28 protein-coding genes are annotated in these 25,285 nt (G+C 74.7%); 9 read left to right on the top strand and 19 right to left on the bottom strand.

Going from position 1 to position 25,285, the window contains the following annotated elements; all coding sequences use genetic code 11:
• Positions 1–13: 13 nt before the first annotated feature.
• Positions 14–1,873, top strand: coding sequence for a CheR family methyltransferase (locus tag ACQP04_RS27850; RefSeq protein ID WP_433503495.1), 1,860 nt, complete (start codon positions 14–16; stop codon positions 1,871–1,873).
• A 25-nt stretch (positions 1,874–1,898) separates the two neighbouring features.
• Positions 1,899–2,267: a hypothetical protein gene (locus tag ACQP04_RS27855; protein WP_433503496.1), complete on the top strand. Its 369-nt coding sequence runs from the start codon at positions 1,899–1,901 to the stop codon at positions 2,265–2,267.
• Positions 2,268–2,396: 129 nt separating this feature from the next.
• Here ACQP04_RS27855 and ACQP04_RS27860 read toward each other — a convergent pair whose 3' ends face one another.
• Together ACQP04_RS27860 and ACQP04_RS27865 are read right to left on the bottom strand one after the other, a co-directional pair.
• Entirely contained in the window at positions 2,397–3,122 is a 726-nt protein-coding gene (locus ACQP04_RS27860; RefSeq protein ID WP_433503497.1) for an ATP-binding protein, read from the bottom strand.
• Between the two features lie 98 nt (positions 3,123–3,220).
• On the bottom strand, positions 3,221–3,952 hold the full coding sequence (locus ACQP04_RS27865; protein WP_433503498.1) for an ATP-binding protein: 732 nt from the start codon (positions 3,950–3,952) through the stop codon (positions 3,221–3,223).
• 147 nt (positions 3,953–4,099) lie between these two features.
• Here ACQP04_RS27865 and ACQP04_RS27870 point away from each other — a divergent pair, with 147 nt between their 5' ends.
• Complete coding sequence (locus ACQP04_RS27870) at positions 4,100–4,903, top strand: sigma-70 family RNA polymerase sigma factor (protein WP_433503499.1); 804 nt, start codon at positions 4,100–4,102, stop codon at positions 4,901–4,903.
• A gap of 68 nt (positions 4,904–4,971) precedes the next feature.
• Here the strand turns inward: ACQP04_RS27870 and ACQP04_RS27875 are convergent, their stop codons facing one another.
• A complete protein-coding gene (locus ACQP04_RS27875) occupies positions 4,972–5,556 on the bottom strand; it encodes a hemerythrin domain-containing protein (RefSeq protein WP_433503500.1) in 585 nt (194 codons plus the stop codon).
• 225 nt (positions 5,557–5,781) lie between these two features.
• Here ACQP04_RS27875 and ACQP04_RS27880 point away from each other — a divergent pair, with 225 nt between their 5' ends.
• Positions 5,782–6,663 carry a manganese catalase family protein gene (locus tag ACQP04_RS27880; protein ID WP_433503501.1) on the top strand — a complete coding sequence of 294 codons (882 nt, stop codon included), beginning with the start codon at positions 5,782–5,784 and terminating at the stop codon, positions 6,661–6,663.
• 39 nt (positions 6,664–6,702) lie between these two features.
• Here ACQP04_RS27880 and ACQP04_RS27885 read toward each other — a convergent pair whose 3' ends face one another.
• The 4 genes from ACQP04_RS27885 to ACQP04_RS27900 all read right to left on the bottom strand — a co-directional run bounded on the left by ACQP04_RS27885 (position 6,703) and on the right by ACQP04_RS27900 (position 9,273).
• Complete coding sequence (locus tag ACQP04_RS27885; RefSeq protein ID WP_433503502.1) at positions 6,703–7,524, bottom strand: SigB/SigF/SigG family RNA polymerase sigma factor; 822 nt, start codon at positions 7,522–7,524, stop codon at positions 6,703–6,705.
• Positions 7,525–7,697: 173 nt separating this feature from the next.
• On the bottom strand, positions 7,698–7,991 hold the full coding sequence (locus ACQP04_RS27890; protein WP_433503503.1) for a hypothetical protein: 294 nt from the start codon (positions 7,989–7,991) through the stop codon (positions 7,698–7,700).
• 84 nt (positions 7,992–8,075) lie between these two features.
• Positions 8,076–8,378, bottom strand: coding sequence for a hypothetical protein (locus ACQP04_RS27895; protein ID WP_433503504.1), 303 nt, complete (start codon positions 8,376–8,378; stop codon positions 8,076–8,078).
• Positions 8,379–8,451: 73 nt separating this feature from the next.
• The gene (locus ACQP04_RS27900) at positions 8,452–9,273 is read right to left on the bottom strand and encodes a SigB/SigF/SigG family RNA polymerase sigma factor (protein ID WP_433503505.1); all 822 of its coding nucleotides are present in this window, start codon (positions 9,271–9,273) and stop codon (positions 8,452–8,454) included.
• A gap of 253 nt (positions 9,274–9,526) precedes the next feature.
• On the opposite strand from ACQP04_RS27900, the gene ACQP04_RS27905 reads away from it, so the two are divergent.
• Positions 9,527–10,324, top strand: a complete 798-nt coding sequence (locus tag ACQP04_RS27905; protein ID WP_433503506.1) for a class I SAM-dependent methyltransferase — start codon at positions 9,527–9,529, stop codon at positions 10,322–10,324.
• Positions 10,325–10,634: 310 nt separating this feature from the next.
• Here the strand turns inward: ACQP04_RS27905 and ACQP04_RS27910 are convergent, their stop codons facing one another.
• Positions 10,635–11,030 (bottom strand): STAS domain-containing protein, encoded by a 396-nt coding sequence (locus tag ACQP04_RS27910; RefSeq protein WP_433503507.1) that lies wholly within the window; start codon positions 11,028–11,030, stop codon positions 10,635–10,637.
• 1,357 nt (positions 11,031–12,387) lie between these two features.
• Here ACQP04_RS27910 and ACQP04_RS27915 point away from each other — a divergent pair.
• Positions 12,388–13,455 (top strand): SigB/SigF/SigG family RNA polymerase sigma factor, encoded by a 1,068-nt coding sequence (locus ACQP04_RS27915; protein WP_433503508.1) that lies wholly within the window; start codon positions 12,388–12,390, stop codon positions 13,453–13,455.
• Here the strand turns inward: ACQP04_RS27915 and ACQP04_RS27920 are convergent.
• The 6 genes from ACQP04_RS27920 to ACQP04_RS27945 form a co-directional block, all read right to left on the bottom strand.
• Positions 13,352–14,182 carry an MBL fold metallo-hydrolase gene (locus tag ACQP04_RS27920; RefSeq protein WP_433503509.1) on the bottom strand — a complete coding sequence of 277 codons (831 nt, stop codon included), beginning with the start codon at positions 14,180–14,182 and terminating at the stop codon, positions 13,352–13,354. The two genes, ACQP04_RS27915 and ACQP04_RS27920, sit on opposite strands and share 104 nt — an antisense overlap.
• A gap of 290 nt (positions 14,183–14,472) precedes the next feature.
• On the bottom strand, positions 14,473–14,967 hold the full coding sequence (locus ACQP04_RS27925) for a hypothetical protein (protein ID WP_433503510.1): 495 nt from the start codon (positions 14,965–14,967) through the stop codon (positions 14,473–14,475).
• Between the two features lie 270 nt (positions 14,968–15,237).
• Positions 15,238–15,681 (bottom strand): Hsp20/alpha crystallin family protein, encoded by a 444-nt coding sequence (locus tag ACQP04_RS27930; protein WP_433503511.1) that lies wholly within the window; start codon positions 15,679–15,681, stop codon positions 15,238–15,240.
• A gap of 135 nt (positions 15,682–15,816) precedes the next feature.
• The gene (locus tag ACQP04_RS27935) at positions 15,817–16,140 is read right to left on the bottom strand and encodes an STAS domain-containing protein (RefSeq protein ID WP_433503512.1); all 324 of its coding nucleotides are present in this window, start codon (positions 16,138–16,140) and stop codon (positions 15,817–15,819) included.
• Complete coding sequence (locus ACQP04_RS27940; protein WP_433503513.1) at positions 16,137–17,759, bottom strand: ATP-binding SpoIIE family protein phosphatase; 1,623 nt, start codon at positions 17,757–17,759, stop codon at positions 16,137–16,139. Before ACQP04_RS27940 ends, ACQP04_RS27935 begins: the two co-directional genes overlap by 4 nt.
• A 9-nt stretch (positions 17,760–17,768) precedes the next feature.
• On the bottom strand, positions 17,769–19,292 hold the full coding sequence (locus ACQP04_RS27945; protein ID WP_433503514.1) for an FAD-dependent oxidoreductase: 1,524 nt from the start codon (positions 19,290–19,292) through the stop codon (positions 17,769–17,771).
• Positions 19,293–19,419: 127 nt separating this feature from the next.
• Here ACQP04_RS27945 and ACQP04_RS27950 point away from each other — a divergent pair, with 127 nt between their 5' ends.
• Both ACQP04_RS27950 and ACQP04_RS27955 read left to right on the top strand, forming a co-directional pair.
• The gene (locus ACQP04_RS27950; RefSeq protein WP_433503515.1) at positions 19,420–19,887 is read left to right on the top strand and encodes a DUF2243 domain-containing protein; all 468 of its coding nucleotides are present in this window, start codon (positions 19,420–19,422) and stop codon (positions 19,885–19,887) included.
• Entirely contained in the window at positions 19,884–20,612 is a 729-nt protein-coding gene (locus ACQP04_RS27955; protein ID WP_433503516.1) for a cytochrome c oxidase assembly protein, read from the top strand. The genes ACQP04_RS27950 and ACQP04_RS27955 overlap by 4 nt, the downstream gene beginning before the upstream one ends.
• Here ACQP04_RS27955 and ACQP04_RS27960 read toward each other — a convergent pair.
• From ACQP04_RS27960 to ACQP04_RS27980, 5 genes are all read right to left on the bottom strand, one after another.
• Positions 20,587–20,949 carry an ATP-binding protein gene (locus ACQP04_RS27960; protein ID WP_433503517.1) on the bottom strand — a complete coding sequence of 121 codons (363 nt, stop codon included), beginning with the start codon at positions 20,947–20,949 and terminating at the stop codon, positions 20,587–20,589. The genes ACQP04_RS27955 and ACQP04_RS27960 overlap by 26 nt on opposite strands.
• 79 nt (positions 20,950–21,028) lie before the next feature.
• Positions 21,029–22,642, bottom strand: coding sequence for a PP2C family protein-serine/threonine phosphatase (locus ACQP04_RS27965; protein ID WP_433503518.1), 1,614 nt, complete (start codon positions 22,640–22,642; stop codon positions 21,029–21,031).
• Between the two features lie 7 nt (positions 22,643–22,649).
• Complete coding sequence (locus ACQP04_RS27970) at positions 22,650–23,030, bottom strand: STAS domain-containing protein (RefSeq protein ID WP_433503519.1); 381 nt, start codon at positions 23,028–23,030, stop codon at positions 22,650–22,652.
• A gap of 75 nt (positions 23,031–23,105) precedes the next feature.
• Entirely contained in the window at positions 23,106–23,537 is a 432-nt protein-coding gene (locus ACQP04_RS27975; RefSeq protein WP_433503520.1) for a pyridoxamine 5'-phosphate oxidase family protein, read from the bottom strand.
• 86 nt (positions 23,538–23,623) lie between these two features.
• Complete coding sequence (locus ACQP04_RS27980) at positions 23,624–24,643, bottom strand: NAD(P)/FAD-dependent oxidoreductase (protein WP_433503521.1); 1,020 nt, start codon at positions 24,641–24,643, stop codon at positions 23,624–23,626.
• Positions 24,644–24,824: 181 nt separating this feature from the next.
• On the opposite strand from ACQP04_RS27980, the gene ACQP04_RS27985 reads away from it, so the two are divergent.
• Positions 24,825–25,208 carry a hypothetical protein gene (locus ACQP04_RS27985; RefSeq protein ID WP_433503522.1) on the top strand — a complete coding sequence of 128 codons (384 nt, stop codon included), beginning with the start codon at positions 24,825–24,827 and terminating at the stop codon, positions 25,206–25,208.
• Positions 25,209–25,285: the final 77 nt, after the last annotated feature.

A 25,285-nucleotide genomic window follows, 5' to 3' on the forward strand; every position in this document is an offset into this window, starting at 1 on the left:
GGGAGAGAAGTCGTTGTCCCAGCCGGATCCGGCCTTCGAGGCCCTGCTCCAGCACCTGAAGGTGAGCCGCGGCTTCGACTTCACGGGCTACAAGCGGTCCAGCCTCGTCCGCCGGGTCGACCGGCGGATGTCGCAGGTCGGGGTCACGGACTACGCCGAGTACCTGGACTACCTCGAGCTGCACGCCGAGGAGTTCACGGCACTCTTCAACACCATCCTGATCAACGTCACCGGGTTCTTCCGCGACCCCGAGGCCTGGGAGTACTTGCGCACCGAGGTGCTACCGGCGCTGCTCGCCACCAAGGGCCCCACCGAGCCGCTGCGGGTGTGGAGCGCCGGCTGCGCCTCCGGCGAGGAGGCGTACACGCTCGCGATCGTGCTCGCCGAGATGCTGGGCACCGCGGAGTTCCGCGACCGGGTCAAGATCTACGCCACGGACGTGGACGAGGAGGCCCTCGCCCACGCCCGGCACGGCACCTACTCCGACCGCGAGGTCCGCGACATCCCGCCCGAGCTGCTGGATCGGTACTTCGAGCAGACCGGGGGCCGCTTCGCCTTCCGCAAGGACCTCCGCCGCTCGGTGATCTTCGGCCGCAACGACCTGGTGCAGGACGCCCCGATCTCCCGGATCGACCTGCTCGTCTGCCGCAACACGCTGATGTACTTCAACGCGGAGACCCAGGCGCGGATCCTCACCCGCTTCCACTTCGCGCTCTCCGAGCCGGGCGTGTTGTTCCTCGGCAAGGCCGAGATGCTGCTCAGCCACGGCGCGCTGTTCCTGCCGATCGACCTGAAGCGCCGCACGTTCCGCAAGGCGCCGCGGGTGGCGCCGCAGAACGCCACGCTGTTCGCCGAGGCCCCGCCCTCGATCAGCCGGGCACCGCTCACCGGCCTCGACGTGCTGCGCAACGAGGCCGTGCTGGCCTCGCCGCTGGCCCAGGTCGTCCTCACCGACGACGGCGTGATCGCCGTGGTCAACCGCCAGGCCGAGGTGCTGTTCGGCGTCTCCACGCGGGACGTCGGCCGGCCCTTCCGCGACCTCGAGCTCTCCTACCGCCCGCTGGAGCTGCGCCGGCACATCGAGAAGGCGCAGAGCGAGCGGCGCACGGTCCGGGTCACGGACGTCACCTACCACCGCGGGCCGGAGACGGTCCACCTCGAGGTCCAGGTCAGCCCGCTGGTCGGGACGGGCACCGAGGTGCTGGGGGTGAGCGTCGCCTTCCACGACGTCACCGACTTCCGCCGGCTGCAGGACGAGCTCGAGCAGGCCAACCGCCAGCTGGAGACGGCCTACGAGGAGCTCCAGTCCACCAACGAGGAGCTCGAGACGACCAACGAGGAGCTCCAGTCCACGGTCGAGGAGCTGGAGACCACCAACGAGGAGCTCCAGTCCACGAACGAGGAGCTCGAGACGATGAACGAGGAGCTCCAGTCGACCAACGACGAGCTCCAGACCATCAACGACGAGCTGCAGGACCGCACCGGTGAGCTGGACCGGACCAACGACTTCCTGGAGACGATCCTGACCAGCCTGCGGGCCGGGGTCGTCGTCGTGGGGACCGAACTGCACGTGCAGGTCTGGAACCACCAGGCCGAGGAGCTGTGGGGGCTGCGCCGGCACGAGGCCGTGGGCCAGCACTTCCTCAACCTCGACATCGGCCTTCCGCTGGACCTCGTCCGGCCGGTCGTCCGCAGTACCCTCGCCGGGGAGGACGGGCCGCAGGAGGTGACCCTGCCGGCGGTCAACCGCCGTGGCCGCAGCATCGACGTCCGGGTCATCGCCAGTCCGCTGCGGGGGGACGGCGACTCGGTGGTCGGGGCCATCCTGACGATGGAGGAGTCGGCGGGCGCCGAGAGCGCTGCGGCCCGCTAGCGGCCCGTCGAGGCGGGGGGCGGGCGTGGTCGAGAACGAGGCCGAGTTCGTGGCCGCCGTCGAGCGCCGTCGTGCGGAGATCGACGAGCGGCTCGAGCAGCTGCGCGCGCGCCGGCGCGAGATCGCGGCCCGCGGACGGCGGGGCTCCACGCCCGCGGACGTGGAGTCCGCGGAGGAACGGGCGCGCGCCGCCCGGCGGCACGCCGGGACCGCGCACGAGCGGGCGGCACGCCGGCACCTGCTCGCCGCGGCGAGCCACGAGCACGCGGCCCGCACGATGGCGGCCGTCGGTGACCTCGACGCCGCGGAACGGCACCGGCTGGCCGCGATCGAGGCCCGGCGGGCCGCGGAACGGTCGCTGGCCGAGGCCACGGCCGACCGGGTCCCGGACTGAGAACCCGTCGGCCCCGAAGCCGAGGTCCCTTCGGACGGCGGCGATCCGCCGATGCCCTTCCACCGCGGTCGGATCGGGCCACCGGGCGCCGCCACCGAACTCGACCGCCCGGCCGCCCGCCGCGCCTCGTCAGGACGCGCGTGACCCGCGGAGCAGCGCCCAGACGGTCTTGCCCACGGCGTGCCGGCTCGTCCCCCAGCCGTCGGAGAGCTCGGCCACGACGTGCAGGCCCTGCCCGGTCGCGGTGTCCGGGTCGGGCGCGCCGATCCCCTCGTCCCGCACCCCGACGCGCAGGTTCGCGCCGTCGAGGGTGAGCAGCAGCGTCCGGCGTCCCCCGCCGTGCACGACCGCGTTGGCCACGAGCTCGTCCGCGAGCAGCTCGGCGCGGGCCGGGATCCCGCCGGCCAGCTCCCACTCCTGGCAGGCGTCGCGCACCAGCACGCGGGCGAAGCGCACCGCGACCGCGGTGTCGGGCAGCTCGATCCGCCGCCGGACGCGGGCCGGGCGCGCCTCGAGCAGGGCCAGGCCCTCGGCGCGGTCCGCGGCCAGGCCGACCTCGCGGAGGATCCCGCTGCGCCGCAGGGCGGCGGCGAGCGGGCCAGGAGGGGCGACGAGCACGAGCCGCGCGGCGGGCCACCCGCCGGCCGCGGACAACGTGCTGGTGAACACGGCGAGGCGCGCGGGTACGACGGGCTCCAGCTCGCGCGCGTCGACCAGGAGCGAGCCGCGGTCCAGCAGCAGCTTGTGCAGCGTCCGCTCCACCTGCGCAGCCGTGCGGAGGGTCAGGGGCCCGGTGAGGACGAGAACGGGGACCACCCCGTCCTCCACGCGGCACATCAGCTCGGTCCGGGACACGCCCGCTCCCCCTGCTCGTGGTGGAAGTCCGTCGGGCCCCTGCCTGGACCCTCGGGCCGACAGGGGTACCCCGGCGTCACCGGATCATGCCCCTCCTGTCAGGCCGGTCCGTCGTCGACGAGTGCCCAGACGGACTTGCCGCTGCCCAGCGGGGTCACGCCCCACGCCCGGCTGAGTTCCGCGACAGCATGCAGTCCGAGGCCGTCCGACTCGGCGGTGAGCACCGGGCGGGCGGACGACCAGTCGCGCACCGAGACCCAGAGCCCGCGCCGGGAGTGGGCCAACGTCAGTTCGCCCGGGCCGAGCGTGTGCTGCACCGCGTTGCTGACCAGCTCGTTCGCCACGATCGCGGCCCGGTCGATCGCGTCAGCCGGGACCCCCCAGTCCTCGCACACCGACCGGAGCAGCAGGCGGGCGAACGAGGCCGCCTCCGGTCCCGACGGCAGGTCGGTGGTGTGCCGCACCCGGGCGGGGCGCCGCTCGAGCAGGGTGAGGGCCTCGGCGAGGTCACCGGCCACGGGGACCTCGCGCTGCCGCCCGGACTGCCACATCCCCTCGACGACCGGTCCCCCGGGCGAAACCAGCACCATCCGGGACGCCGGCCAGCCGCCGGTCGCGGCCAGCGCGGCCGGAAAGGAGGCCAGCACCGCGGTGGACGCCAGGTCCAGCGCGGAGACGTCGACCAGCAGCCGGCCGCGGTCCAGGAGCTGCTTGCGCAGGATCAGGTCGAGCTGCGGTGCGGTGCGGGTGCCGAGGACCCCGTCGACGGTCAGCAGGCATGCTCCCGGGACCTCGGCGACGTCCGTACCCAACAGCGCCTCGTCCCGCATGGCTGTCCTCCGGTCACGGTGTCGCGCGGGGTGTCCCCGCCACTTTTCCCGCCCGGGCGCCCGCCCGCAACGTGGGTCCGACATCGCCGCTCGCCGAGTGCGGAGGCCCGACCCGTTTTCCCCCGGACCACCCGGGTAGGCGAGCCCGTGTCCACCACGACCTCCACCCAGCCGGGCAGCGGCCCGGCCGACGCCCGGGACGGACCGCGCGCCTACGACGACCTGGAACCGGTGCTGCGCAAGCACGCCGGGTCCGGACCCGAGGACCCCGAGCACGCGACGCGCCGCGAGTACCTCATCACCCAGTTCCTCCCGCTGGTGCGCAACATCGCCAAGCGCTACGCGAGCTCCGCCCCGGCGGAGGACCTGGAGCAGGCCGGGGTCGTCGGGCTGATCCGGGCTGTCGACAACTACGACCCGGACGAGACGACGGGCGGGCCGCTCGCCTACCTCGTCCCCAGCATCCGCGGGTCCATGCTCCGCCACCTGCGCGACCACACCTGGGCCCTGCGCGTGCCGCGGGCCATCAAGGACCTGACGGTCTCGGTCAACCGCGCCACCATCGACCTGACCCAGCGGCTCGGCCGCGCGCCGCGCCCGAGCGAGATCGCCGCCGAGCTCGGCCGGTCGCTCGACGACGTCGTCGAGGCCCTCGACGCCCTGGCCGGCCACCGCGCGGACAGCCTCGACGAGCCCGGGTCCGCGACGGGGTTCACCCCCGCGGACCGGCTCGGCGCGGCCGACTGCGCGCTCGACCTCGTCGACCACAGCGGGGACCTGCGCCGGCTCGTCGCGGCCCTGCCCGAGCGCGAGCGCACGATCCTGCTGCTGCGCTTCTACGGCGAGCACACCCAGACGCAGATCGCCGAGAAGGTCGGCATCTCGCAGATGCACGTCTCGCGGCTGCTCGCCCGCACGCTCGCGCACCTGCGCGCCGAGCTGAGCGGGTGACCGACGCCCGGGCGCAACCGCGGCGCCCGGACGTCGGGAACGTCCGGCGGGACCGGCGGCTCGTCGGGTCAGCCGGTCGACCGGCCGGTGAGCCGGTCGCGGAGCCGGTCGACGAGACCGACGCCCGGTCCCGCCATCTTGTGGAACAGCTCCGCGTTCGGCGAGTCGGGGTGCGGGCGGGTCGGCGCGATCTTCTTGGCCGCCTCGACCTTGCGCCGCAGCTCCACGAGCGTCTCCTGCGGGATGCGCTCGCGCATCATCGGGAACTGCTGGGTCTCCTCGTCCTCGGCGTGGTGGCGCAGGGTTCGCGTCATGTCGCCGACGAGCACGTCGAACTGCGCGTCGTCGCCGTCGACGCCCTCGAGGTCCTTCATGATCCGCTCGAGCTTGTTGTGCTCCTCCTTGTCGTGCTCGACGGTCTCGCCGCCGTGCTCGAGCGCGTCGGACATGGCCGGGTAGACGTACATCTCCTCGGCCACCGAGTGCCGCACCACCTCGGCGATCGCGGTGTCCGCGAGGTCGCGGCGCTCCTTCGCGTCCCGCGTGGCGGTGATCCGCTCCAGCAGGTCCAGGACCTCGTGGTGATCACGGGTCAGCTCGTCGACGACGTCGGCGCCGGCCGGCACGTCGTCGCGCGCGACGGTCTCGGTCATGGGTGTCTCCTCGTGGTGGTGGATCGCGTCCGAGGCCGCGGCTACCCCGGCCGCCCGGGACCAACCCGACGTCGTCCGACGAAATCGACCGGTTTACGACACCCGGGGCCGGGCATCCGCCGCCCGCCGGTCGAGCCAGCGAGCCGGCCGTCGTCGCGGTCGAGCAGTCGCCGCGCGTTCTCGCCGCCCGCTGGGCGGCGCCACCGGAGTCCCTGAGGAGCACGCATGTTCCTGCACCGTCAGGAGTTGCAGTTCAGGTCCACCCCCGAGAAGCCCGACGCGGTCTACGCCCGCAAGCTGCAGGAGGTGCTGGGCGGGCAGTACGGGGAGATCACGGTCGCGATGCAGTACATGTTCCAGGGCTGGAACATGCACACCCCCGGCAAGTACCGCGACCTGGTCTTCGGCATCGCCTCCGAGGAGATCGGGCACGTCGAGATGCTGGCCACGATGATCGCCCAGCTGCTGGAGAAGGCGCCGCTGGGCATCACCTCCGACGCCGTCCAGGACGACCCGACCGTCGCCGCGGTCATCGGCGGCACGGACGTCCAGCACGCGATCGTGGCGGGCGCGGGCGCCCGGCCCGTCGACAGCAACGGCAACCCCTGGCAGGGCAGCTTCATCACCGCCAGCGGCAACCTGCTCGCCGACTTCCAGGCCAACGCCAACGCGGAGATGCAGGGCCGCCTGCAGGTCGCGCGGCTCTACCACATGACCGACGACACGGGCATCCGCGACCTGCTGTCGTTCCTGCTCGCCCGGGACACCATGCACCAGAACATGTGGCTGGCCGCGGCCGAGGAGCTCAAGGAGGAGGGCGCCGAGAAGCTGCCGGTGCCGAGCAACTTCCCGCAGGGCAAGGAGGCGACCGAGTTCTCCTACCAGTACCTCAACTTCTCCGACGGCAAGCACGCCGGCGAGGGCCGCTGGGCCAAGGGCCCGAGCCCGGACGGCAACGGCGAGTTCACCTACCACGACGGGCCGACGTCGTCGGTGCCGATGCCGCCGCCCACGCACCCGGACAGCCGCTTCTACGGCACCACCGAGCTGCCCAACACCATGGAGAAGGCCGCCGGCCTCGCCCAGGACAAGCTGAACAAGGAGTGACCCCGCCGCCGGCCGCGGGGACACCGCGGCCGGCCCGGCTCACCCCGGGACGTCGACGGCGTCGTCGAGCAGCTCGTCCCGCAGCCACTGCAGGGTGCGGGAGAGCAGTCGCGACACGTGCATCTGCGAGATCCCGATGCGCTCGGCGATCTGCGTCTGGGTCATCTCGCCGAAGAACCGGAGCAGCAGGATCGTGCGCTCCCGCTCGGGGAGCCGGTCCAGCAGCGGCCGCAGCGCGTGCCGGTACTCGACGAGGTCGAGCGCGCGGTCGAGCCCGCCGAGCCGGTTCGTGATCGGGTTGTCGGCGCCGTCCTCGCCGAGCACGGCGTCGAGCGACCCCGAGTGCTGGTTGGCCTCGGCGTCGAGGGCCTCGATCACCTCGTCCACGGGGGCGTCGAGGTGCGCGGCGAGCTCGCTCGGCCGCGGGGCGCGCCCCAGCTGCTGCGAGAGCGGACCGGTGATCTGCCGGATCGCCACCGTCAGGTCCTTGAGCCGGCGCGGCACCCGCATCGTCCAGGTCCGGTCCCGGAAGTAGCGCAGGATCTCCCCGCGCACGCACGGGATGAGGTAGCCGAGGAACTCGCCGCGGGCCAGCTCCGGGTCCCATCGGTCCAGCGCGCTCAGCAGGCCGACCGTGCCGACCTGCACCAGGTCCTCGAGCCCGCCCGGGTAGCCGCGCGCGTGCCGGGCCGCGACATGCCGCACGACCGGCAGGAAGCCCAGTGCCAGCTGTTCACGCAGGCGCGCGCGGTCCGGGTGGTCGGCGGGCAGCGACGCGTACCGGTGCAGCGCGGGCATCAGCCCGATGTACTCGCTCGCGGTCGCCTGCCCGTCGGGCTCGGCGAGCACCTCGCCGCTCACGGGCGCGCCGGGGAAGGGACGGTCGTGGGGCGCACAGGGATCCCTCCGCCGTTGCATCCGACGAGGGCGGCCTGCTTCACCCCGGCTCGCTCGCGAGCACCCCGGACGCTACCGGGATACTCCGGATGGGCGCGCGTCGAAGTGCCGGGACCTGCGCAAACGCTCCCGGGCGCTCAGCAGCGCGGCGCGGGGCCGGGTCCGGCCGACATCCGCTGGATCCGGCGCAGGACGTCCGTGCTCGGGAAGCAGCCCTCGCGCGACTTCTCGATGAGCACCTCGACGTACTCGGGCACCATCGCCGCCGGGATCGACTCCTCGATCAGGTCGAGCTGGGTGCCGCTGGGGTACGGGTCCTCGCGCACGGTGTCGAGGAGGAAGCGGATGAACATCTCGCGCGGGTGCGGACGCGCGTTCTCGCTCGTCGCGTCGTCCCGGCTCTCCGCTGTCGGCCGGTCGGTCGAGGTCATGGTCGCTCCCCAGGGGTCCGTCGGTCCGGGCGCGTCACCCGATCGGGGAACGGGTTCCCGCGCGGGCGCGCGCCTAACCGTCCGTCAGGGGCCTTCGGGGGTCTCGGACCGCAGCTCCTCGGAGTAGGCCACGGGATGGTCCTGGCCGCGCTCGGTGAACCACTCGTTGAGCGCCGCCGCGACGACGTCGTGCTCGGCCCAGGTGGGCTCGCGGCGCAGCTCCAGCGTCTCGCGCAGCTCGTCCTCGGACAGCATCCCGCCGAGGGCCACCTGCGCGGTCCACAGCTCGCGCAGCGTGAGCTCGCACAGTGCGAAGCCCGCACGCAGCGCCGGTGCCGACCGCATCGTCTCCGCCGCCCGGGCCCGCTCTCCCCTGTCGTCGCTCATCCCGGCCACACCGCCCGGATTGCCGGTCGCCCGGATTCCCAACCGCGTGCGCGGCACCGGGTTCGTGCCGGGCTCACCCGCGCTCCTCGGTCAACCCCTCGCGCAGTCGCGCCAGGGTGCGTGCCAGCAGCCGCGAGACGTGCATCTGCGAGATGCCGAAGTGCTCGGCGATCTGCGTCTGCGTCCGGTCCCCGAAGAAGCGCATGGTGAGGATGCCGCGCTCGCGCTCGGGGAGCTCGGCGATCAACGGGCGCAGCGCCTCGCGGTTCTCCACCTTCTCGAGGTTGCGGTCCAGGTCGCCGAGGGTGTCGACGACGCCGGTGCCGGGCTCGTCGCCGGCCACGGCCTCCAGCGGGGCGGTGTGCTGGTTGGCCTTGGCGGTGAGCGCCTCGACGATCTCGCCGACGTCGACGCCCAGGTGCCGGGCCAGCTCGCTCGGCTTCGGGGCGCGGCCGAGGCGGTGCGAGAGCGGCCCGGAGGCCCGCGTGATCTCCACGCTGAGCTCCTTGAGCCGCCGCGGCACCCGCACCGACCAGGTGCGGTCGCGGAAGTAGCGCAGCATCTCGCCGCGGACCGAGGGAATGAGGAAGCCGAGGAACTCGCCCTGGGCGCGGTCCGGGTCCCACCGGTCGATCGCGTTGATCAGCCCGACCGTGCCCACCTGGACCAGGTCCTCCTGGCCGCCGCGGTAGCCCGCGCCGTGCCGCTTGGCGAGGTTCCGCACCACCGGCAGGAACGCCACGATCAGCTCGGAACGCAGCCGGGCGCGCTCCGGCGACCCCTCGGGCAGGGCGGCGAAGCGACGCAGCCTCGGCATCTCGTCGGCGTACTCGCTGGGGCGGGTGAGCTGCGGAGCCGGCTCGGGGCCGGTCTCGGACAGGGCGTGCAGGGTCACGTCGCTCCTTGCCACGATCGGGGGCGGGCGGGCCGGAGCGGCCGGCAGCGTACGGGTCGCCCGACGGGGACCCGGACGACGCCACGACCCGGGGGCCGGCTCGCCGGTTCGGGCCGTCGGTCTCGACCCTCGTGATCGGCGGGTCCCACCGGAACGGCAGCGGCAAACACCCGGTGGCCCGGCTCACAGGAACGCCGGCGACCTAGGCCGTCCGGCGGAACCGCGACAGCACCGGACGTCCTACCGTCGTGCGATGGCGGACGAACGGGACCGCGCGTGGGTCGACTCGATGCCCGAGGCCTACGCGACCGGGCTGGAGACGCCCGTGTTCGCGCCCTTCGCCGCCGAGCTGGCCGCCCGCGCGGCCACCACCGCGCCCCGCCGGGTACTCGAGATCGCGGCCGGCACCGGCGTCGTCACCCGGGCCCTCGCCGACGCGCTGCCCGGCACCGACCTGCTCGCCACCGACCTCAACCCGGCGATGGTCGGGCACGGCGCGTGCCGGGAGGCCCGGGCGCGCTGGGAGCAGGCCGACGCCGCGCACCTACCGGCCGCCGACGGCTCGGTCGACCTGGTCGTCTGCGGCTTCGGGGTGATGTTCTTCCCGGACCGCCCGGCGGCGTACGGCGAGGTCCGGCGGGTGCTCGTGCCCGGCGGCCGGTTCCTGTTCACCGCGTGGGACGAGGTGGAGGCGCACGCCTTCGCCGAGGCGCTGTGCGCCGGCCTGCGCGCGGCCTTCCCGACCGACCCGCCGTCGTTCGTCGAGGCGGTGCCGCACGGCTACACCGACCCGGAGCGGATCCGGGCCGACCTGGGCGAGGCCGGGTTCACCGCCGTCGACGTCGAACGGGTGGTGCGGACCGGGACCGCGCCGTCGGCGGCCGCGGTGGCGGAAGGGTTCTGCACGGGCACCCCGCTGCGCGCCCAGATCGCGGAACGGGACGGGTCGGGGGACGCGCTCCGCACGGTGGGCGACACGATGACCGCGCTGCTGGGGTCCGGCGAGGTCCGCGGCGAGATGGCCGCGTACGTGGTCGAGGCGCGGAGGTAGGTCTCAGGGGCGGGGGCCCCCTCGCTCCGGTGGGGGCGGGCCGCAGGCGCGAGCGTGGGGACGAGCCGGAGCGCTCGGCCTCGGACGCCCGCGTGGAGGCGAGCCGCAGCGCTGGGTCCCAGGACGCGGCGTCGAGAGCAGGGCGCGCCGCGGCGCTCTGCCTCAGACGCGAGCGCCGGATCGTGAGTGGGCGCCGGCCGCAGCGCTCGGCCTCAGGACGCGAGCACGGCGCCGAGGGTGACGCGGCCGCAGCGCTCGGCCTCAGGACGCGAGCGTGACGTCGAGGGTGACTCGGCCGCAACGCTCGGTCTCAGGAGGCGAGCGCGACGTCGAGGGTGGGGGCGAGCCGCAGCACCTGGTCCATCGCCGTGAGGGCGACGGGCCGTAGCACCGCCTTGTTCTCCGCGCCGGTCACCACGACGAGCGCGCCGGAGCGGGCCCGCGCCGCGACGTCGAGATCCGCCAGGACCGCGATCCCGTGCGAGCCGAGATAGGTCAGGTCCGACAGATCCAGCACCAGCCGCACACCCCGGCCGAGCCGCGGCTCCGCGGCCCGCCGCACGGCATCCGCGTGCGCGACGTCGATCTCACCGGCGATCGCAAGGACCACCGTGCCCTCGGCAGGCTCCGCCGCCCGCACCCGCACCCCGTCGACCCGTACGCCGTCCACCCGGAGGTCGACCTCCCACCATTCGAACGTGCTCACCGGGGTGTCAGCGTCGGTGGGGGGTGCGGGCGTTACACCGCGAGGCGCGCATCACGAGTCGTGCGCGAGCTGCGCTCCGGCGGCACACCCGTCCGGGGGCCGCGGCACACCCGCCGGCTCCGCGGCGCACCCCGTCGACGACCTGTGCGGCGCACCTCCAGGTGTAAGAGGGCGGCGTCGATCTCGCAGCGAGCGGCCCACCTGCTGGATCGCCGCACACCCGCCGGGTCGCCGCACACCCGTCGCGACGCTCTCACACCCGCCGGCTCCGCAGCACACCCCGTCGACGACCTGTGCCGCGCATTTCCGGATGTGGCAGGCGTCGTCGGCTGGTGCGCAGCGACCGAGGCGAGCAACGTGAAGGCGCGCGGGTGATGTGGCGCCACGGCCGACCGCCGCCGGGCCGGCACACCCGTTGGAGCGTCGCGCGGGCCGTCGACAAGGTGTGCGACGAGACGTTCAGGTGTGGCAGCTGACCTGACCGGGTGTGCGACGAGATCACCGGATGTGGCACCCGGCCGGAACGGGTGTGCAAGGACGCGAGCGGGAAGCGAGCAGCACGCCGTGCAGGAGAGGAATCGCAACGAAGACAGCGGCGGCGGGTGGTGTGGCGCCACGGCCGACCGCCGCCGGGCCGGCACACCTGTTGAAGCGTCCCGCAGGCCGTAGACCGGGTGTGCGACGAGACCCGGGCCGGCCCACCCGCCGCGGCGCCACGTCGAACCGCCGCCGGCACACCCGATGGTGCGTCGCGCGGGCCGTCGACCGGGTGTGCGACGAGACCCGGGCCGGCCCACCCGCCGCGGCGTCACGTCGAACCCCGCCGGCACACCCGATGGTGCGTCGCGCAGGCCGTCGACCGGGTGTGCGACGAGACCTTCGGGTGTGACAGCTGACCGGACCGGGTGTGCGGGCTTTAGCCGGGTGTGGCAGTCAGCTGGACCGGGTGTGCGACGACCCGACCGAGGCCGAGGGGCGGGCCGGGTGTGCGACGAGCCGACCGACGCTGACGGGTCGGAGCGCGCGTGAGAGGGCACGAGCGGAGGTGGCGGCCGGAGCGGGTGTGCAACGGTCGTACCCGCTCCGGCACAGATGCGGGCCCGCAATGCGCTGCCCGCCGCCTGTCTGTGGCCGCACGTCCCACCCCCCGACCGGGCGTAGACCGGCCGTCCACCCCGCTCCCACCCTGCGCCCGATCATCCGCGCGGGTAGCGTCCGGAGCGGCGTCCCGGCGCCGGGGTGAAACAGTCCGCCCGTCGATCAGCACGTCCACGACGGAGGGAGCGCCCCACGTGACCGTCGGGCCCCGACTCGACCGACCCGTCTCGGCGCAGCGCCCGCGCGCCGGAGGCGCCCGGTGACGGCCGGGCTCAGGACGCCGCCCGCCGGCGGGACCGGCGACGCGGAGCGCCCTGCCAGCACCACCGACACCGTCACCGGCGACATCATCATCACCGCCGCCGACACCACGACCGACGACACCACCGTCACCACCGCCGACACCACGGACGACATCACCGAGGTGCCGCCGGACAGCGAGTACGTCGATCTGATGCCCGGCCTCTACGCCTACGCGGAGCTGGACCCGGCCGATCCCCGGCGGCGCGCGCTGCGCGACGAGTTGGTCCTCGGGTTCCTGCCGGTGGCCCGGCACCTGGCGAAGAAGCACAGCCGCGGCTATCCCGGCGGGCTCGACGACCTGGTGCAGGTCGCGACGGTGGGGCTCATCTCGGCGATCGACCGCTGGGACCCCGAGCGCGCCCAGGGCGAGTTCCTCGGCTACCTCATCCCGTGCGTGCGCGGGGAGATCCTGCGCTACTTCCGCGACCGTACCTGGAGCATGCGGGTGCCGCGGCGGCTCAAGGACCTCGGCGTGGCCATCCGCCGCGCCACGGGGCCGCTGTCCCAGCAGCTCGGCCGGGCGCCGAAGCCGAGCGAGCTGGCCGCGCACCTCGGCGCCGGGGTCGAAGAGGTCATCGAGGCCCTCGACGCCCAGGCGAACCAGAACGCCGGTTCGCTCGACGCCGTCGCGGGCGACGAGGAAGGCGACAGCCCGCTGGCCGACCGGCTCGGCGAGCTGGACCGCGAGCTCGACCTCGTCGAGTACCGCGACGCGCTGCGCCCGCTGCTCGACCGGCTCCCCGAGCGCGAACGCACGATCCTCATGCTGCGCTTCTTCGGCGAGATGACCCAGACGCAGATCGCGGAACGGGTCGGCATCTCGCAGATGCACGTCTCCCGGCTGCTCTCGCGGACCCTCGCCGAGCTCCGGCGGGGGCTGCTCGACGACCGGCCACCCGTCGCGCCGCCGGCCGACGACATCAGCCGGGCACGACCCGCGCGGCCGGCTCCAGCTGCGTGGTCTCACCCCGGTGCAGCACCCGCAGCCCCGCCGAGAGCCCGCGGTCGTACAGCTCCTGCGTGAAGTGGCTGAGCGGGGACCGGAAGACGTCGTAGTCGTCGTAGTGCACCGGGATCGTGGTGCCGGGCCGGAACGCCTCCACGAGGTCCGCGCCCTGCCGCGCATCCATCGTCACGAGGACCCCGGCGACCCGCGTGCCGCCCAGGTGCGCGACGAGGACGTCGGGCGGGCCGAAGCGCTCGTGGACGCGGTGCAGGAACGGACGCATCAGCGTGTCGCCGGTCTGGTAGAGCCGCAGGACAGTGCGACCGGCGCGTTCGAGCTCCAGCACCGCGCCCATGACCGGCGGGAGGGCCCGGTGCACCAGCGCCGGACCGTGCTGCCCGGGCACCGCCGTCACCCGCAGCACCTCGTCGCCGCGTGAGGTCTCCCAGCTCTGCCAGGTCCGGAGCCCCTCGGCCGCGGCGAAACCCTGCCGGCGCAGGCGTCGCTCGGCATGCGGAGTGGTCACGATCGGCACGGATCGCGGCAGATCGCGCCGCGCGCGCCGGTCGAAGTGGTCGCCGTGCAGGTGTGACAGGACCACGGCGTCGAGCGGCGGCAGGTCCTCGGGGCCGAGCGCCGGTTCCGTTCGCCGCCTGCTGCTGAGGCCGTGGCCCAGGTACGCCCGCTCGCCGCGGTGCAGGAAGTTCGGGTCGGTGAGGACGGTGAAGGGGCCGAGCCGCTGCAGCGTCGTCGCGGTGCCGACGAAGGTCAGCGACGAGCCGCCGGTGCCGGGAGCGGGATCCATCCGGGCCTGGTACCCGGGCCCGGGCCGGCCACTCCCCCGGATGTCGGGCGCCGGGCGACCTCGCATGTCGGGGGCCGGGCGGCAGGAGGTGGTGTGACGGCGTGCGTCCGCAGCGCCGTGCTCCCGTCGCCCGGCCCGGTGGGTGATCCGATTTCTTCTGCGTGTGTCTCCGCTGTGTGTGACCTCCTCTCGGTCGTCGTGGACGGTGAAGGTTCGTCGACCGTCCGGTGCCCCGTGGCGGCTACCGTCCGGCCGGTGCGGGACGACGACGGTGGGCGGGGACGGACCGGTCAGCGGGGCCCGGCGCCGCTCCCCGCGAGTGCGGCCCGGCGGGACCGGTCCGCCGCGAGCTCGTTCGGGTCGTCCGGGGTGACGACGCCGTCGAGCGCGGTGCCGGGTTCCGCGCCGGTGAAGGCGGTGAAGCCGAAGCGGACACCGCCGGCGGCGAGCGTGTGGTCGGGGTGCGGCTTGTGCCGCACGTGCGAGGTGTCGGCACGGACGACACCGGCGGCGTCGGCCGCGTCGAGCCGGGCGAGCAGCCGGGCCAGGGCCAGTGGCGCGTCCGTCGGCGGAGCGGAGGTCTGGGTCAGCGTGCGGTGCAGCTGTTCGGTCCGCCAGCCCCCGCGGTCGCCGCTGCCCACGGACACGGGGACGGAGACGGTGAGCAGCCAGTGGGCCGGCTTCCCGGACAGCGCCGGGGTCGGGTGCACGCTGATCTCGGTGGCCTGGTCGGCTCGGACGAGGCTGCCGTCGTGCAGCTGCAGCCAGACGGAGGCGAGGCTCACGGGGGCTCCTGGGGTGCGGCGGGGCTCCGCGTGGCGGGCGGAGGGAGGGGCACGGGAGGTCGCGGGGTCCGCGACCGCGCGGGTGCATGCGGCACCCGCGCGGTGCGGCGGCGACGGGGCGGCGAGCGCTCCCGGGGCAGGGCGTGGGGGATCCCGGCGCGCCCGCGCGCGGCGGGCGGCCCGCCGAGGTCGCGTGCGCTCATCGGGCCTCACCTGCGTTCTGCTCCGAGGAGGGCCGGCCGGGCCCGGGTGGCCCGGTCGGACGGACGGTCAGGCGTCGATCTCGCGGCGCCCCGGATCGTTCGCGGTGGAGATGGCGATGGTACGCGGCTTGGCCCTCTCCGCGACAGGGATGCGGAGGGTCAGAACCCCGGAGTGGTAGTCGGCGTGCACGTGCTCGGTGTCGAGCGTGTCGCCGAGGAAAAGCTGGCGCGAGTAGACGCCGAGGGGCCGCTCGGACACCTGCATCTCGACGTGCTCGTCGCGCAGCGTCGGGCGGCGCTCGGCCTTGACGGTGAGCACGTTGCGCTCCACGGACAGCTCGATCGCCGAGGGGTCGACGCCGGGGAGGTCGAACTCGACGACGAACTCGTCCCCGCGGCGGTAGGCGTCCATGGGCATGGCGGCGGGGCGGGACCACGTCCCGGCGGCCGTTCCGAGGGCCTGCTGGGCGAGGCGGTCGAACTCGCGGAACGGGTCGGTACGCATCAGCATCGCGGGTCGCTCCTTCCGGTCCGGCACTGTGGCGATGCGCTCCGACCGGAACCTCCAAGCTCCGATCGGGATATCTGCATCCTGCACTACAGGTTTGGTGGCGCGCAAGCGTCCCGTCCACTGGACCGTTCCAGATCAGCGCTCGCGGATGGGGACGATCTCGCCCAGCCCCACGAGCAGCACGGCCTTGCGGACCGGCGAGTCCGCGGGCAGCACGATCTCGAGCCTCACCTGCAGCAGCTCGAGGCGGTGCGCGAGGGTGAACAACGCGCGCAGCCCGGCGCTGTCGAGGTAGGTCAGCCCGCCCAGGTCCAGCACCACCGACCGGGCCCGGTTGGTGATCACGTCCTGCAGGCGCTGCTCGACGGTCGCCGCGTTCTCCAGGTCGACCTCGCCCGCGACGGCGATCTCCCAGCGGCCGGGCTCGGGCTCGCGCGCGTCGACGGTCACCTCGGTCACGAGCCGCTCCTCAGTACCTTCTCCAGCACGACGCGGGTGCCGGTCGCGTCGCGGTCGACGTGGACCTCGTCGACGAGCCCGTGCATCAGGGCGGTCCCGCGCCCGCGGTTGACCCCGCGCGCCTCGCGCCACGCACCAGTGTCGCGGATGGTCGCGCTCACCCGCCGTCCGTGCATCTCGAGGTGCACCTCGAGCAGGCCGCCGCCCGGCCCGTAGGCGTGCTCGACGACGTTGGCGCACGCCTCGCCGATCGCCAGGACCAGGTCCGAGATCTCCTCCGGGGTGGCCCCGACCGAGCCGAGGTAGGCCCGCAGGGACTGCCGCACGGACCGCAGCGACCGCGGCTCGGCCGGCTCGGTCAGCCGCAGCGGCGCCGTCCCGTTGTCGCCCGGGCGGGCCACGACCAGCAGCGCGACGTCGTCCGCGGACGTCCGGCTGCCGATGAGCCGACCCATGATCCGCGCGCAGAGCTGCTCGGCGGGCCCGGGCCGCACCGCCTCGGTGAGTCGCGCCAGCCCGACGTCGAGCGACTCGTTGCGGCGCTCCACCAGGCCGTCCGTGTAGAGGACCAGGCAGGACCCGACGGGCAGGTCGACGGCGTGGGCGTGCCGGCGGCGGACCGGCGTCAGCCCGATCGGCGGGTCGGGCTCCACCTGCATCAGCTCGCCGGACCTGCCGGTCAGGCCGCGGACCGGCGGCGGGTGCCCGGCCGAGGCCACCCAGGCCACGCTCTGGTCGACCTCCACGACCGCGCACAGCACGGTCGCCATGACGTCCCGCTCGAAGTGCTGGACCTGCACGTCGAGCTTGCGCAGCAGCTCCGCCGGGTCCTCGGTGAGCAGGGCGTAGGCGCGCACGGCGCTGCGCAACCGGCCCATCGCGACGGACGCCTGCAGCCCGCGCCCGACGACGTCGCCCACCACCACGCACAGCCGTCCCGACGGGAGGTCGAACACGTCGTACCAGTCGCCGCCGACCTCGCCGCCGTCGCCGGGCACGTACCGCGCGGCGAGCTCCAGCCCCGGCACGACCGGCAGCTGACCGGGCAGCAGGCTGCGCTGCAGGGCCGCCGCGGCCGTCCGCTCCGCCTGGGTCATCCGGGCCTGCGTGGCCAGCGCGATGCGGTCCGCCGCCAGCTGCAGCAGCTCGGCGTCCTCGGAGGTGAACGCGCGTGGGACCAGCACGCCGACGTGCAGCACGCCGATCACGTCCCCCGCGACGAGCAGCGGGACGCCGAGCAGGGACCGGATGCCCTTCTCCCGCAGGATCGGGTTGAGGACGTTGGAGTGGTCGACCTCGTCGATGATCACGGGGCGCCGCTCCGCCGCGATCCGGCCGGCGAAGCCCCGGCCGATCGGGATCCGCACGCCCTGGCTGGTCTCCTCCTCCAGCCCGCGGGTGGCGGTGGCGACGAGGAAGGTGGACGAGGGGTCGAGCAGCAGCACGGCCACGGTGTCGACCTCGAGCAGGTCCCGGACGCGCTCGAGCACCTCGGCCAGCATCTCGTCGACCCCGAGCCGGGCGAGCTCGGTGTCGGTGAGCGTCTGGATCCGGCGGAGCCGGTCACGGGTCGTGTGGGTGCCGGTGTCCGTGGCCGCTCCGCTCTCGGCGGGTCGCACCATCGGAGTCTAGGCGCGCCGGTCGCCGGCGCCCCGGGCGCCCGGCACCGGCCGGCGTTCGAGGGGGCGGACGGCGGGGCCCTCCAGGACCGCGCCGTCGACGTCGAACCGTGAGCCGTGGCACGGGCAGTCCCAGCTGCGCTCGGCGCCGTTGAACCGCAGCAGGCAGCCGAGATGGGTGCAGCGCACCGAGACGGCGTGCAAGCCGCCGTCGGGGTCGCGGTAGACGCCGGTGCGGTCGGTGCCCGAGCGGACGATCCGCCCCTCCCCCGCGGGGATCGCGGCCGCCGACCCGGCCTCCCCCGGCCGCAGCCGGTCACCGACGAGGTCGAGCGCGACCTTGGCGTTCGTGCGGGCCAGGGTGGGCAGCGCCCGCGGGCTGACGCGGTGCGGGGTGAGCACCGGGGAGCCGGGTCCGCCCGCGAGCTGCTCCGTGAGCAGGGCCGCCGCCATGCTGCCGCCGGAGAGCCCCCACTTCGAGTAGCCCGCGGCGACGAACACCCGCGACGAGACCGGGGTGTAGGTGCCGACCATCGGGGTGTGGTCGTAGGGCAGGGCGTCCTGCGCCGACCAGCGGTGGGTGACCCGTTCGACGGCGAAGTGGCGGCCCAGGAAGTCCTCGAGCACGCCGTAGCGGCCCGGGTCGACGCCCCGCTCACCCGCCGGGTGGTCCTGGCCGCAGAGGATCACCTGGTCGCCGAGCGAGCGGAACGACCAGCTCGGCGAACCCGCGGTGATCGACATCGAGCGCGGCGGGCCGCCGCGGACCCGCGCGGCCACGCAGTAGGCCCGCACCGCCTCCATCCGCGCGAAGTAGACCCCGCGGTCCCAGACCGGGTAATGCGTCGCGACGACGACCCGGTCGCCGGTCAGCACCCCCCGGGTCGTCCCGACGCGGACCGGGTCGTCCTCGGTGAGCGCGGTCGCGCGGGTGCGCTCGAACACCGCCGAGCCGCCGCCGTGCACGGCCGCGGCCAGCGCGCGGGCGTACCGGACCGGGTGCAGCTCGACCTGGCCCGGCAGCCGGACCGCGCCCGCGACCGGGAAGGGCAGGTCGGTCTCCTCGGTCCACTCCACCGGCAGCCCGGCGGCCCGCGCGGCCTCGAACTCCTTCTCCACCGACCGCAGCTCGGAGCGGTCCGCCGCGACCGTGCAGGCCTCCCGGCGCCGCAGATCGCAGTCGACGCCCAGCTCCTCCACCGTGGCCGCCACCAGCTCGACGCCGCGCAGGCTGTGCTCGGCGTAGTAGGCCGCCGCCTCCGCGCCGCGGGCCGACCGGATCCGCGACAGCATCGTGGCCTGCAGCGCCGTCACCTTGGCGGTGTTGTTGCCGGTCGCGCCGGAGGCCACCCGGTCCGCCTCGACGACGGCGACCCGCGCGCCCCGCTCCTTCAACAGGTAGGCCGCGGTCAGCCCGGTGATGCCGGCACCGAGGACGAGCACGTCGAAGTGCCGCTCGGTCGTCGGCCCCGTGTAGCGGACACCGGCGTGGTCGGCCAGCCAGGGCGAGCCGGTCTCGGTGGTGGTGGACACGGGTCGGTCCGCGTGCGGGTGATCGTCCACCCGGGCGCCGTACCCGCGTCCGCGCGAACCAATCCAGGCGTCACGTGTCCGGCCGGCGATGCCGGGTAGTGCCCCCGGGCGAGGGAGGGAGCACGCGATGGTGGGGTCGACGGGGACGGACCGCGCGGTCACGCGGCGGGCGGGCCGGCGCAACGCGCTCGCGGGGGTGCTGCTGGGGCTCGGCGCGGTGGCGTTCGTCGACGAGACCGTGTTCCACCAGCTCTTGCACTGGCACCACTTCTACGACCGGGCGAGCTCGGCGGCCGGCCTGGTGTCGGACGGGATCTTCCACGCCTTCAGCTGGTTCGCCACCGTCGCCGCGCTGTTCCTGCTCGCGGCGCTGCGCCGGGACCGCGAGGTCCGGCCGCTGCGCGTGGTCGGCGGGGCGCTGGCGGGCGGCGGCGCCTTCCAGCTCTACGACGGGCTGGTCCAGCACAAGCTGCTGGGCCTGCACCAGATCCGGTACGTGCCCGACGTGCTGGTCTACGACGTCGTGTGGAACGTCCTCGCCGCCGTCCTGCTCGTCGTGGGCCTCGTGCTGCTGGCCCGGACGCGGCGCGCGTGAGCGGGCACGAGCTCGCGGGGCCGGTCGGCGCCGTCGTCGCGGGGGTGTACCTCGCGGCGGTCCTCGGGCGCCCGTGGCCTGCCGGACGGACGGCGTGCTGGCTCGGCGGGGTCGCGGCCGCCGTGGTCGGTGCCCCGCTGACCGGGCACGGCGACCTGCGGCTCCACGTCCTCGGGCACCTCCTGCTCGGCATGCTCGCGCCGCTGCTCCTCGTACGGGCCGCGCCGGTCACGCTCGCGCTGCGGACGCTGCCGGTGGTCCGGGCCCGCCGGCTGGCCGGGGTGCTGCGGTCGGGGCCGGTCCGCCTGGCCGGCCACCCCGTCGTCGCCGCCCTGCTCGACGTCGGCGGGTTGTGGGTGATGTTCCGGACGGGCCTGCACGCGGCGGCGGACCCGGCCGTGCACGCGCTGGTCGCGATCCACATGCTGGTGGCCGGCACGTTGTTCGCCGCCGCGCTGGTGAGCCCGGACCCGACGCCGCACCGGGCGCGTCTCGGCCTCCGCGCGGCGGTGCTGGTCGCCGTCGTCGCCGCGCACGACGTCCTCGCGAAGACGCTCTACGCCACCCCGCCGCCGGGGATCCCGGCCGAGCAGGCCCGGGCGGGTGCGGAGCTGCTGTACTACGGCGGCCTGCCGGTCGAGCTCGCGCTGATGGTGCTGCTCGGCGCCGAGTGGTGGGCGCGGGACCGCCGGGCCGCGCTCAGGCCGGCGCGAGCCGCCAGCTGATCATGACCGTGGTGCCGTCCTCGCGGTGCACGGTGGCGCTGGCGTCGGCCAGCACGCCGATGAGCGGCCGGCCCCGCCCGCGCAGGGTCTCGTGCGGGTCCGGCGTCCTCCAGCGGCCCTCGTCCGTCACGACGACGGTCAGCTCGTCCGCCCCGCACCGGGCCGTGACCTCGACCGGGCCACCCTCCCCCGCCGGGTAGGCGTGCTCGGCGGAGTTCGCCATCGCCTCGTACGCGGCGAGCACGACGTCCTCCTGCCGCTCCTCCGGCAGCCCGGTCCCGGCCGCCCAGCGGGCCAGCGACCGGCGCAGCCCGACCAGCGCTCCGCCGTCGCCCACAGGCGGACGTGGAAGTCCGAGGACGCGGCCGCGGTGTCGGCGGTGCCGGACGGCCGGTCCTCGCCGCTGCGGGTCTGCCTCACCCGGACTCCCCGGTGCGGTGCACGTAGATCAGGGCCACGTCGTCGTCGTGCGTCCCGCCGGTCAGCTGCGCCACGAGCTCGTCGCACGCCTCGCCGGTGACCGGCCGCGGCAGTGCGGCGACCGCCTCGAGCAGCCACTCCAGGCCCTCGGTGACGTCCCGGCTGCGGCTCTCGACCAGGCCGTCCGTGTAGAGGAACAGGTCGTCGCCGGGCCGGAACTCCGCCGTGCGCTCTGAGAACTCGGACCCGACGCCGAGCGGCTGGGCCATCGCCTCGCCGAGCTGCTCGATCGTGCCGTCCGTGCGGAGCAGCAGGGCCGGCAGGTGCCCGGCGCTGGCGTAGACCAGGCCGTCGTCGGGTGTCTGGACCGCGTAGAAGCACGTGACGAAGGTCGATTCGGCGAAGCTGTCGAGCAGGGCCGAGACGTGCCGCAGCACCTCCGACGGCGCCAGGCCGAGCAGGGCGTAGGAGCGGATCGCGGTGCGGACCTGCCCCATGACGGTGGCGGCGGTGACCCCGTGCCCCACGACGTCGCCGATCACGAAGGCGGTCGCGCCGGACGGGAGCCGGATGACGTCGAACCAGTCGCCGCCGATCTTCGGCCCGGTGACCGCGGGCAGGTACCGGGTGACCAGCTCCAGCCCGGGGACCGTGGGGGTCTCGGGCAGCATGCTGCGCGAGAGCTCGCGGGTGAAGTCGCGCTCCCGCTCGAACATCCGGGCGTTGTCCAGCGCGATCGCCGAGTAGCCCGCGATGCCCTCGGCCACGTACTCGTGGCGCCCGGTGAACCGGCCCGGCTCGGGGTGGCCGAAGAAGAAGCCGCCGAGCACCTCGCCGCTCGTCGGGCTGATCACCGACACCGCGAGGTAGCTGCGCACGGGCAGGTGGCCCTCGGGCATGCCGTGGTACGGGGCGTTGCGGCCGAAGCGCGCGTCGGCGGTGATGTCGTCGCTGCGGAGGGTGCCCCGGCCGTCGAAGGTCGGCGCGAACACCTCCGTGTTGCGCGGCATCGGGAAGCGCGAGAACGCCTCCCGCGGCACGCCGGACAGCGTGTAGAGCGTGTAGGACTCGCCGAACTGGTTGACCAGGTTGTAGAAGAACGCGCCGAACGCCGCGCCGACGGCCGTGGTCGCCGCGTCGGTGGCCTCCTGGACGATGCGGCCGATGTCGAGCTGCGCGGTCAGCCGGCGGCCCACCGAGTGCAGCGCGTCGATCACCGCGGCCTCGGTGCGCAGGGCACCCATCGCGCGGCGGAGCCTGCCCGTCGCCGCGGCGACGGCCTCGGCCGCGAGCAGGTGCGACCGGCCGACCGCGACCCGGGTCACCAGGGCGACGGCGTCGCTGCCGTCCGCGTTCTCCGTGCCGTCCCCGTCGAGGACGACGAGCGCTGCCGTGGCGCCCGGGAGCAGCGCGGTGAGCTGCGCCTCGTCGGGGACCAGCACGCCCGCGCCGTCCACCGGGCACAGGCCGGCGAGCTGGCCGGCGGTGAGCGCGAGCCGCTCGACGGGCACGGGACGCCCGTCGGGGCCGGTGAACGCCGACGCCAGGGCGGCCAGCAGCGCGTCGGACCCGGGGCTCGCCCCGGCGGTCCCGTCCCGCTCGTCGATCATCGGCGACTCATCCGGCGGCGAGGGCGTCGGCGAGGGTGGGGTGGATCGTGAGCTCGTCCGTGAGCCGGGTGAGCTCCAGCGGGCGCAGGACGAGCCGACCGGCCGCGACGACGCGGACCGGGACCTCCCCGCGCAGCTGCCGGTTGGCCCGGACGAGCTCGGCCATGCCGGCGGACGCCAGGAAGGTCACCTCGGTCAGGTCGATCACGAGCAGCGCCGGGCGCAGCCGCGCGGCGCGCTCCACCGTGCGCTGCACCTTGGGCGCGAGCGAGAGGTCGAGGGCTCCGGCGACGGCGAGGACGACCCCTTCCGGCACCTGGTCGAGCCGGACGGAGCCCGCGGGCTCGTCGTCGAACGGGCCCGCGGCCACCCGTTCGGGTTCGGTCATGCGGACATCCTCCCGTGCCGCGGTGACGGAGGCGACACCGGATCCGGGGAGATCCGCCGGGGCGGGGGGCGACGGTCAGCGGGCGATCAGCCGGCGACCGGTGAGGCGGGCGAGCGGCATGCTGATCGTGTGCCCGCCCCGGCTCGGGGGCCAGGGCGAGTGCAGCAGCCGGACCAGCGCGGACAGCCGGGAGCGGTCGGTCACCTCGTAGGCCTGCCCGATGCCGAGCACGCTCCAGCCCGTGTGGTCGTCGGCGTCGATCCGGTCCACCTGGAAGGCGACGACGGCCCCGCGGGTCGCGGCGACCAGCGTCGGCCCGCCCGCGGAGCGGAAGACGATCTCCTCGCCGTCGAGCACGTAGGTGACGGGGTGGGCAGCGGGCATGGCCCCCTCCGTGTAGATCACCCGTCCGAGGTCGGCGGTCGCCAGGAGCCGCAGGCACTCGGCACGGTCGATCTCGACGAGATCGGCTCTGCCGTCGGACACGGCGGTGGAGGACTCCGGCACGTCGGGGATTCTCGTTCCCGACCGACCGTGCGGCAGGGGCCGAAAGCCCTTACTTGGCCTTTGGTGACCTCGGTCACAAGAGACCGTCAGAGGCCGTGTCGCCGGTCCCCCGCGACCAGCGCGGTGACGCGCTCCTCGGACCCCGCCGAGAAGGGGTCCCGACGGGCGTCGACCGCCGCGCGGGTCTCCTCGACGACCAGGTCCGCGTTGATCTGTGCCGCTGCGTACGCCCCTGCCGCCGCGGCCGCCCCGACCTGCGCGGACGGGTCGGCGACGTTGCCCGCCGCCCACACGCCGGGCACGTCGGTCCGCCCCGCCGGGTCGGTCCGCAGGTGCTCCCCCATCCCGCTGGGGTGCTCGCCGGCGTGCAGGCCCAGCGACCCGAGGAATCCCGCCCGCGCGACCATCCGGGTCGCCAGGGCGAGCGCCTCGCGCGGGACGCTCCGGCCGTCGGCGAGACGCACCCCGACGAGCCGGTCGTCGACGACGTCCAGCGACTCCACCGGGCCCTCGACGACGGCGATGTCGCGGGCGGCCAGCTGCTCCGCCACCTCGTCCGTGAGCGGCGCCGAGGTGTGGGTGAAGAACGTGACGTCCGCGCTCCACTGCCGGAACAGCAGCACCTGGTGCACCGACATCGGGCCGGTCGCCAGCACGCCGATCGCCCGGTCCCGCACCTCCCAGCCGTGGCAGTAGGGGCAGTGCAGGACGTCGCGGCCCCACCGCTCCCGCAGCCCCCGGACGTCGGGCAGCTCGTCGACCAGCCCGGTCGTGACGAGCAGCCGCCGGGCGCGGGTGGTCCGGCCGTCCGCCAGTACCACCCGGAATCCCGTGCCGTCCCGGGTCACCGCGGCGACCTCACCGGCCACGACCTCGCCCCCGTACCCGCGCACCTCCGCCCGGCCCCGCTCCAGCAGCTCAGCCGGGGACACCCCCTCCCGGCCCAGCAGCCCGTGCACGCCCGACGCCGGCGCGTTGCGGGGCTCGCCGCCGTCGATCACCACCACGGACCGCCGCGCCCGCGCCAGCATCAACGCGCCGTTCAGACCCGCCGCGCCGCCGCCGACGACCACCACGTCGTGACCCGTTCCCAGTTCCTCGGCCATCTCGACCACCTCCGGGGGCGAGGGTGCGCGACGTGCGGACAAGGCGGCAAGTTTCGTTGCCGATCCGGCAACTCGGGTGTCTCGACGAGACCGCGAACCGGGTTCGTCGCGGAAGCCGGTCCGAGGCATGAACGATCACCGCACCGGGAACGCGACGGGCAGGCACGAGAAAGGAGCAGTTGTGAGTGTTGCCGCCCCGATCCGGCCCGGCCGGCTGGCGATCTCCGGCCCGCGGGCGGACGTACACGTCATCGCCGTCGAAGGAGCGCTCGACCAGATCGTGGGCACCCGCCTGCTGCGCCTGGTCGACGCCCGGATCCGGCTCCGCGACGTCAGCCGCGCGACGACGCGGCACATCGTCCTCGACCTGACCGCCGTCGACTCCGCCACCGGCGCCGCCGTCGAGACGCTGGCCCGCGCGACCAGCACCGCGCAGCGGCACGGGATGGGCCTGCACGTCGTCGGGTTCGACGCGGTCGCCGGGCGCCTCCCGCTCGCCGCGCAGCAGCTCGTCAGACGGATGAGCCGATACCCGAACCTCGACGCCGCCCTGCGGTCCCTCTGACCGCCGGACCGCCGAGCACCATGGCTCCATGACGCGCCAGCACCGCCCGCGAACGCGTCATGGATCCATGACGCGCG

The organism is Pseudonocardia halophobica (assembly GCF_050948485.1).
Lineage (GTDB): Bacteria > Actinomycetota > Actinomycetes > Mycobacteriales > Pseudonocardiaceae > Pseudonocardia > Pseudonocardia halophobica.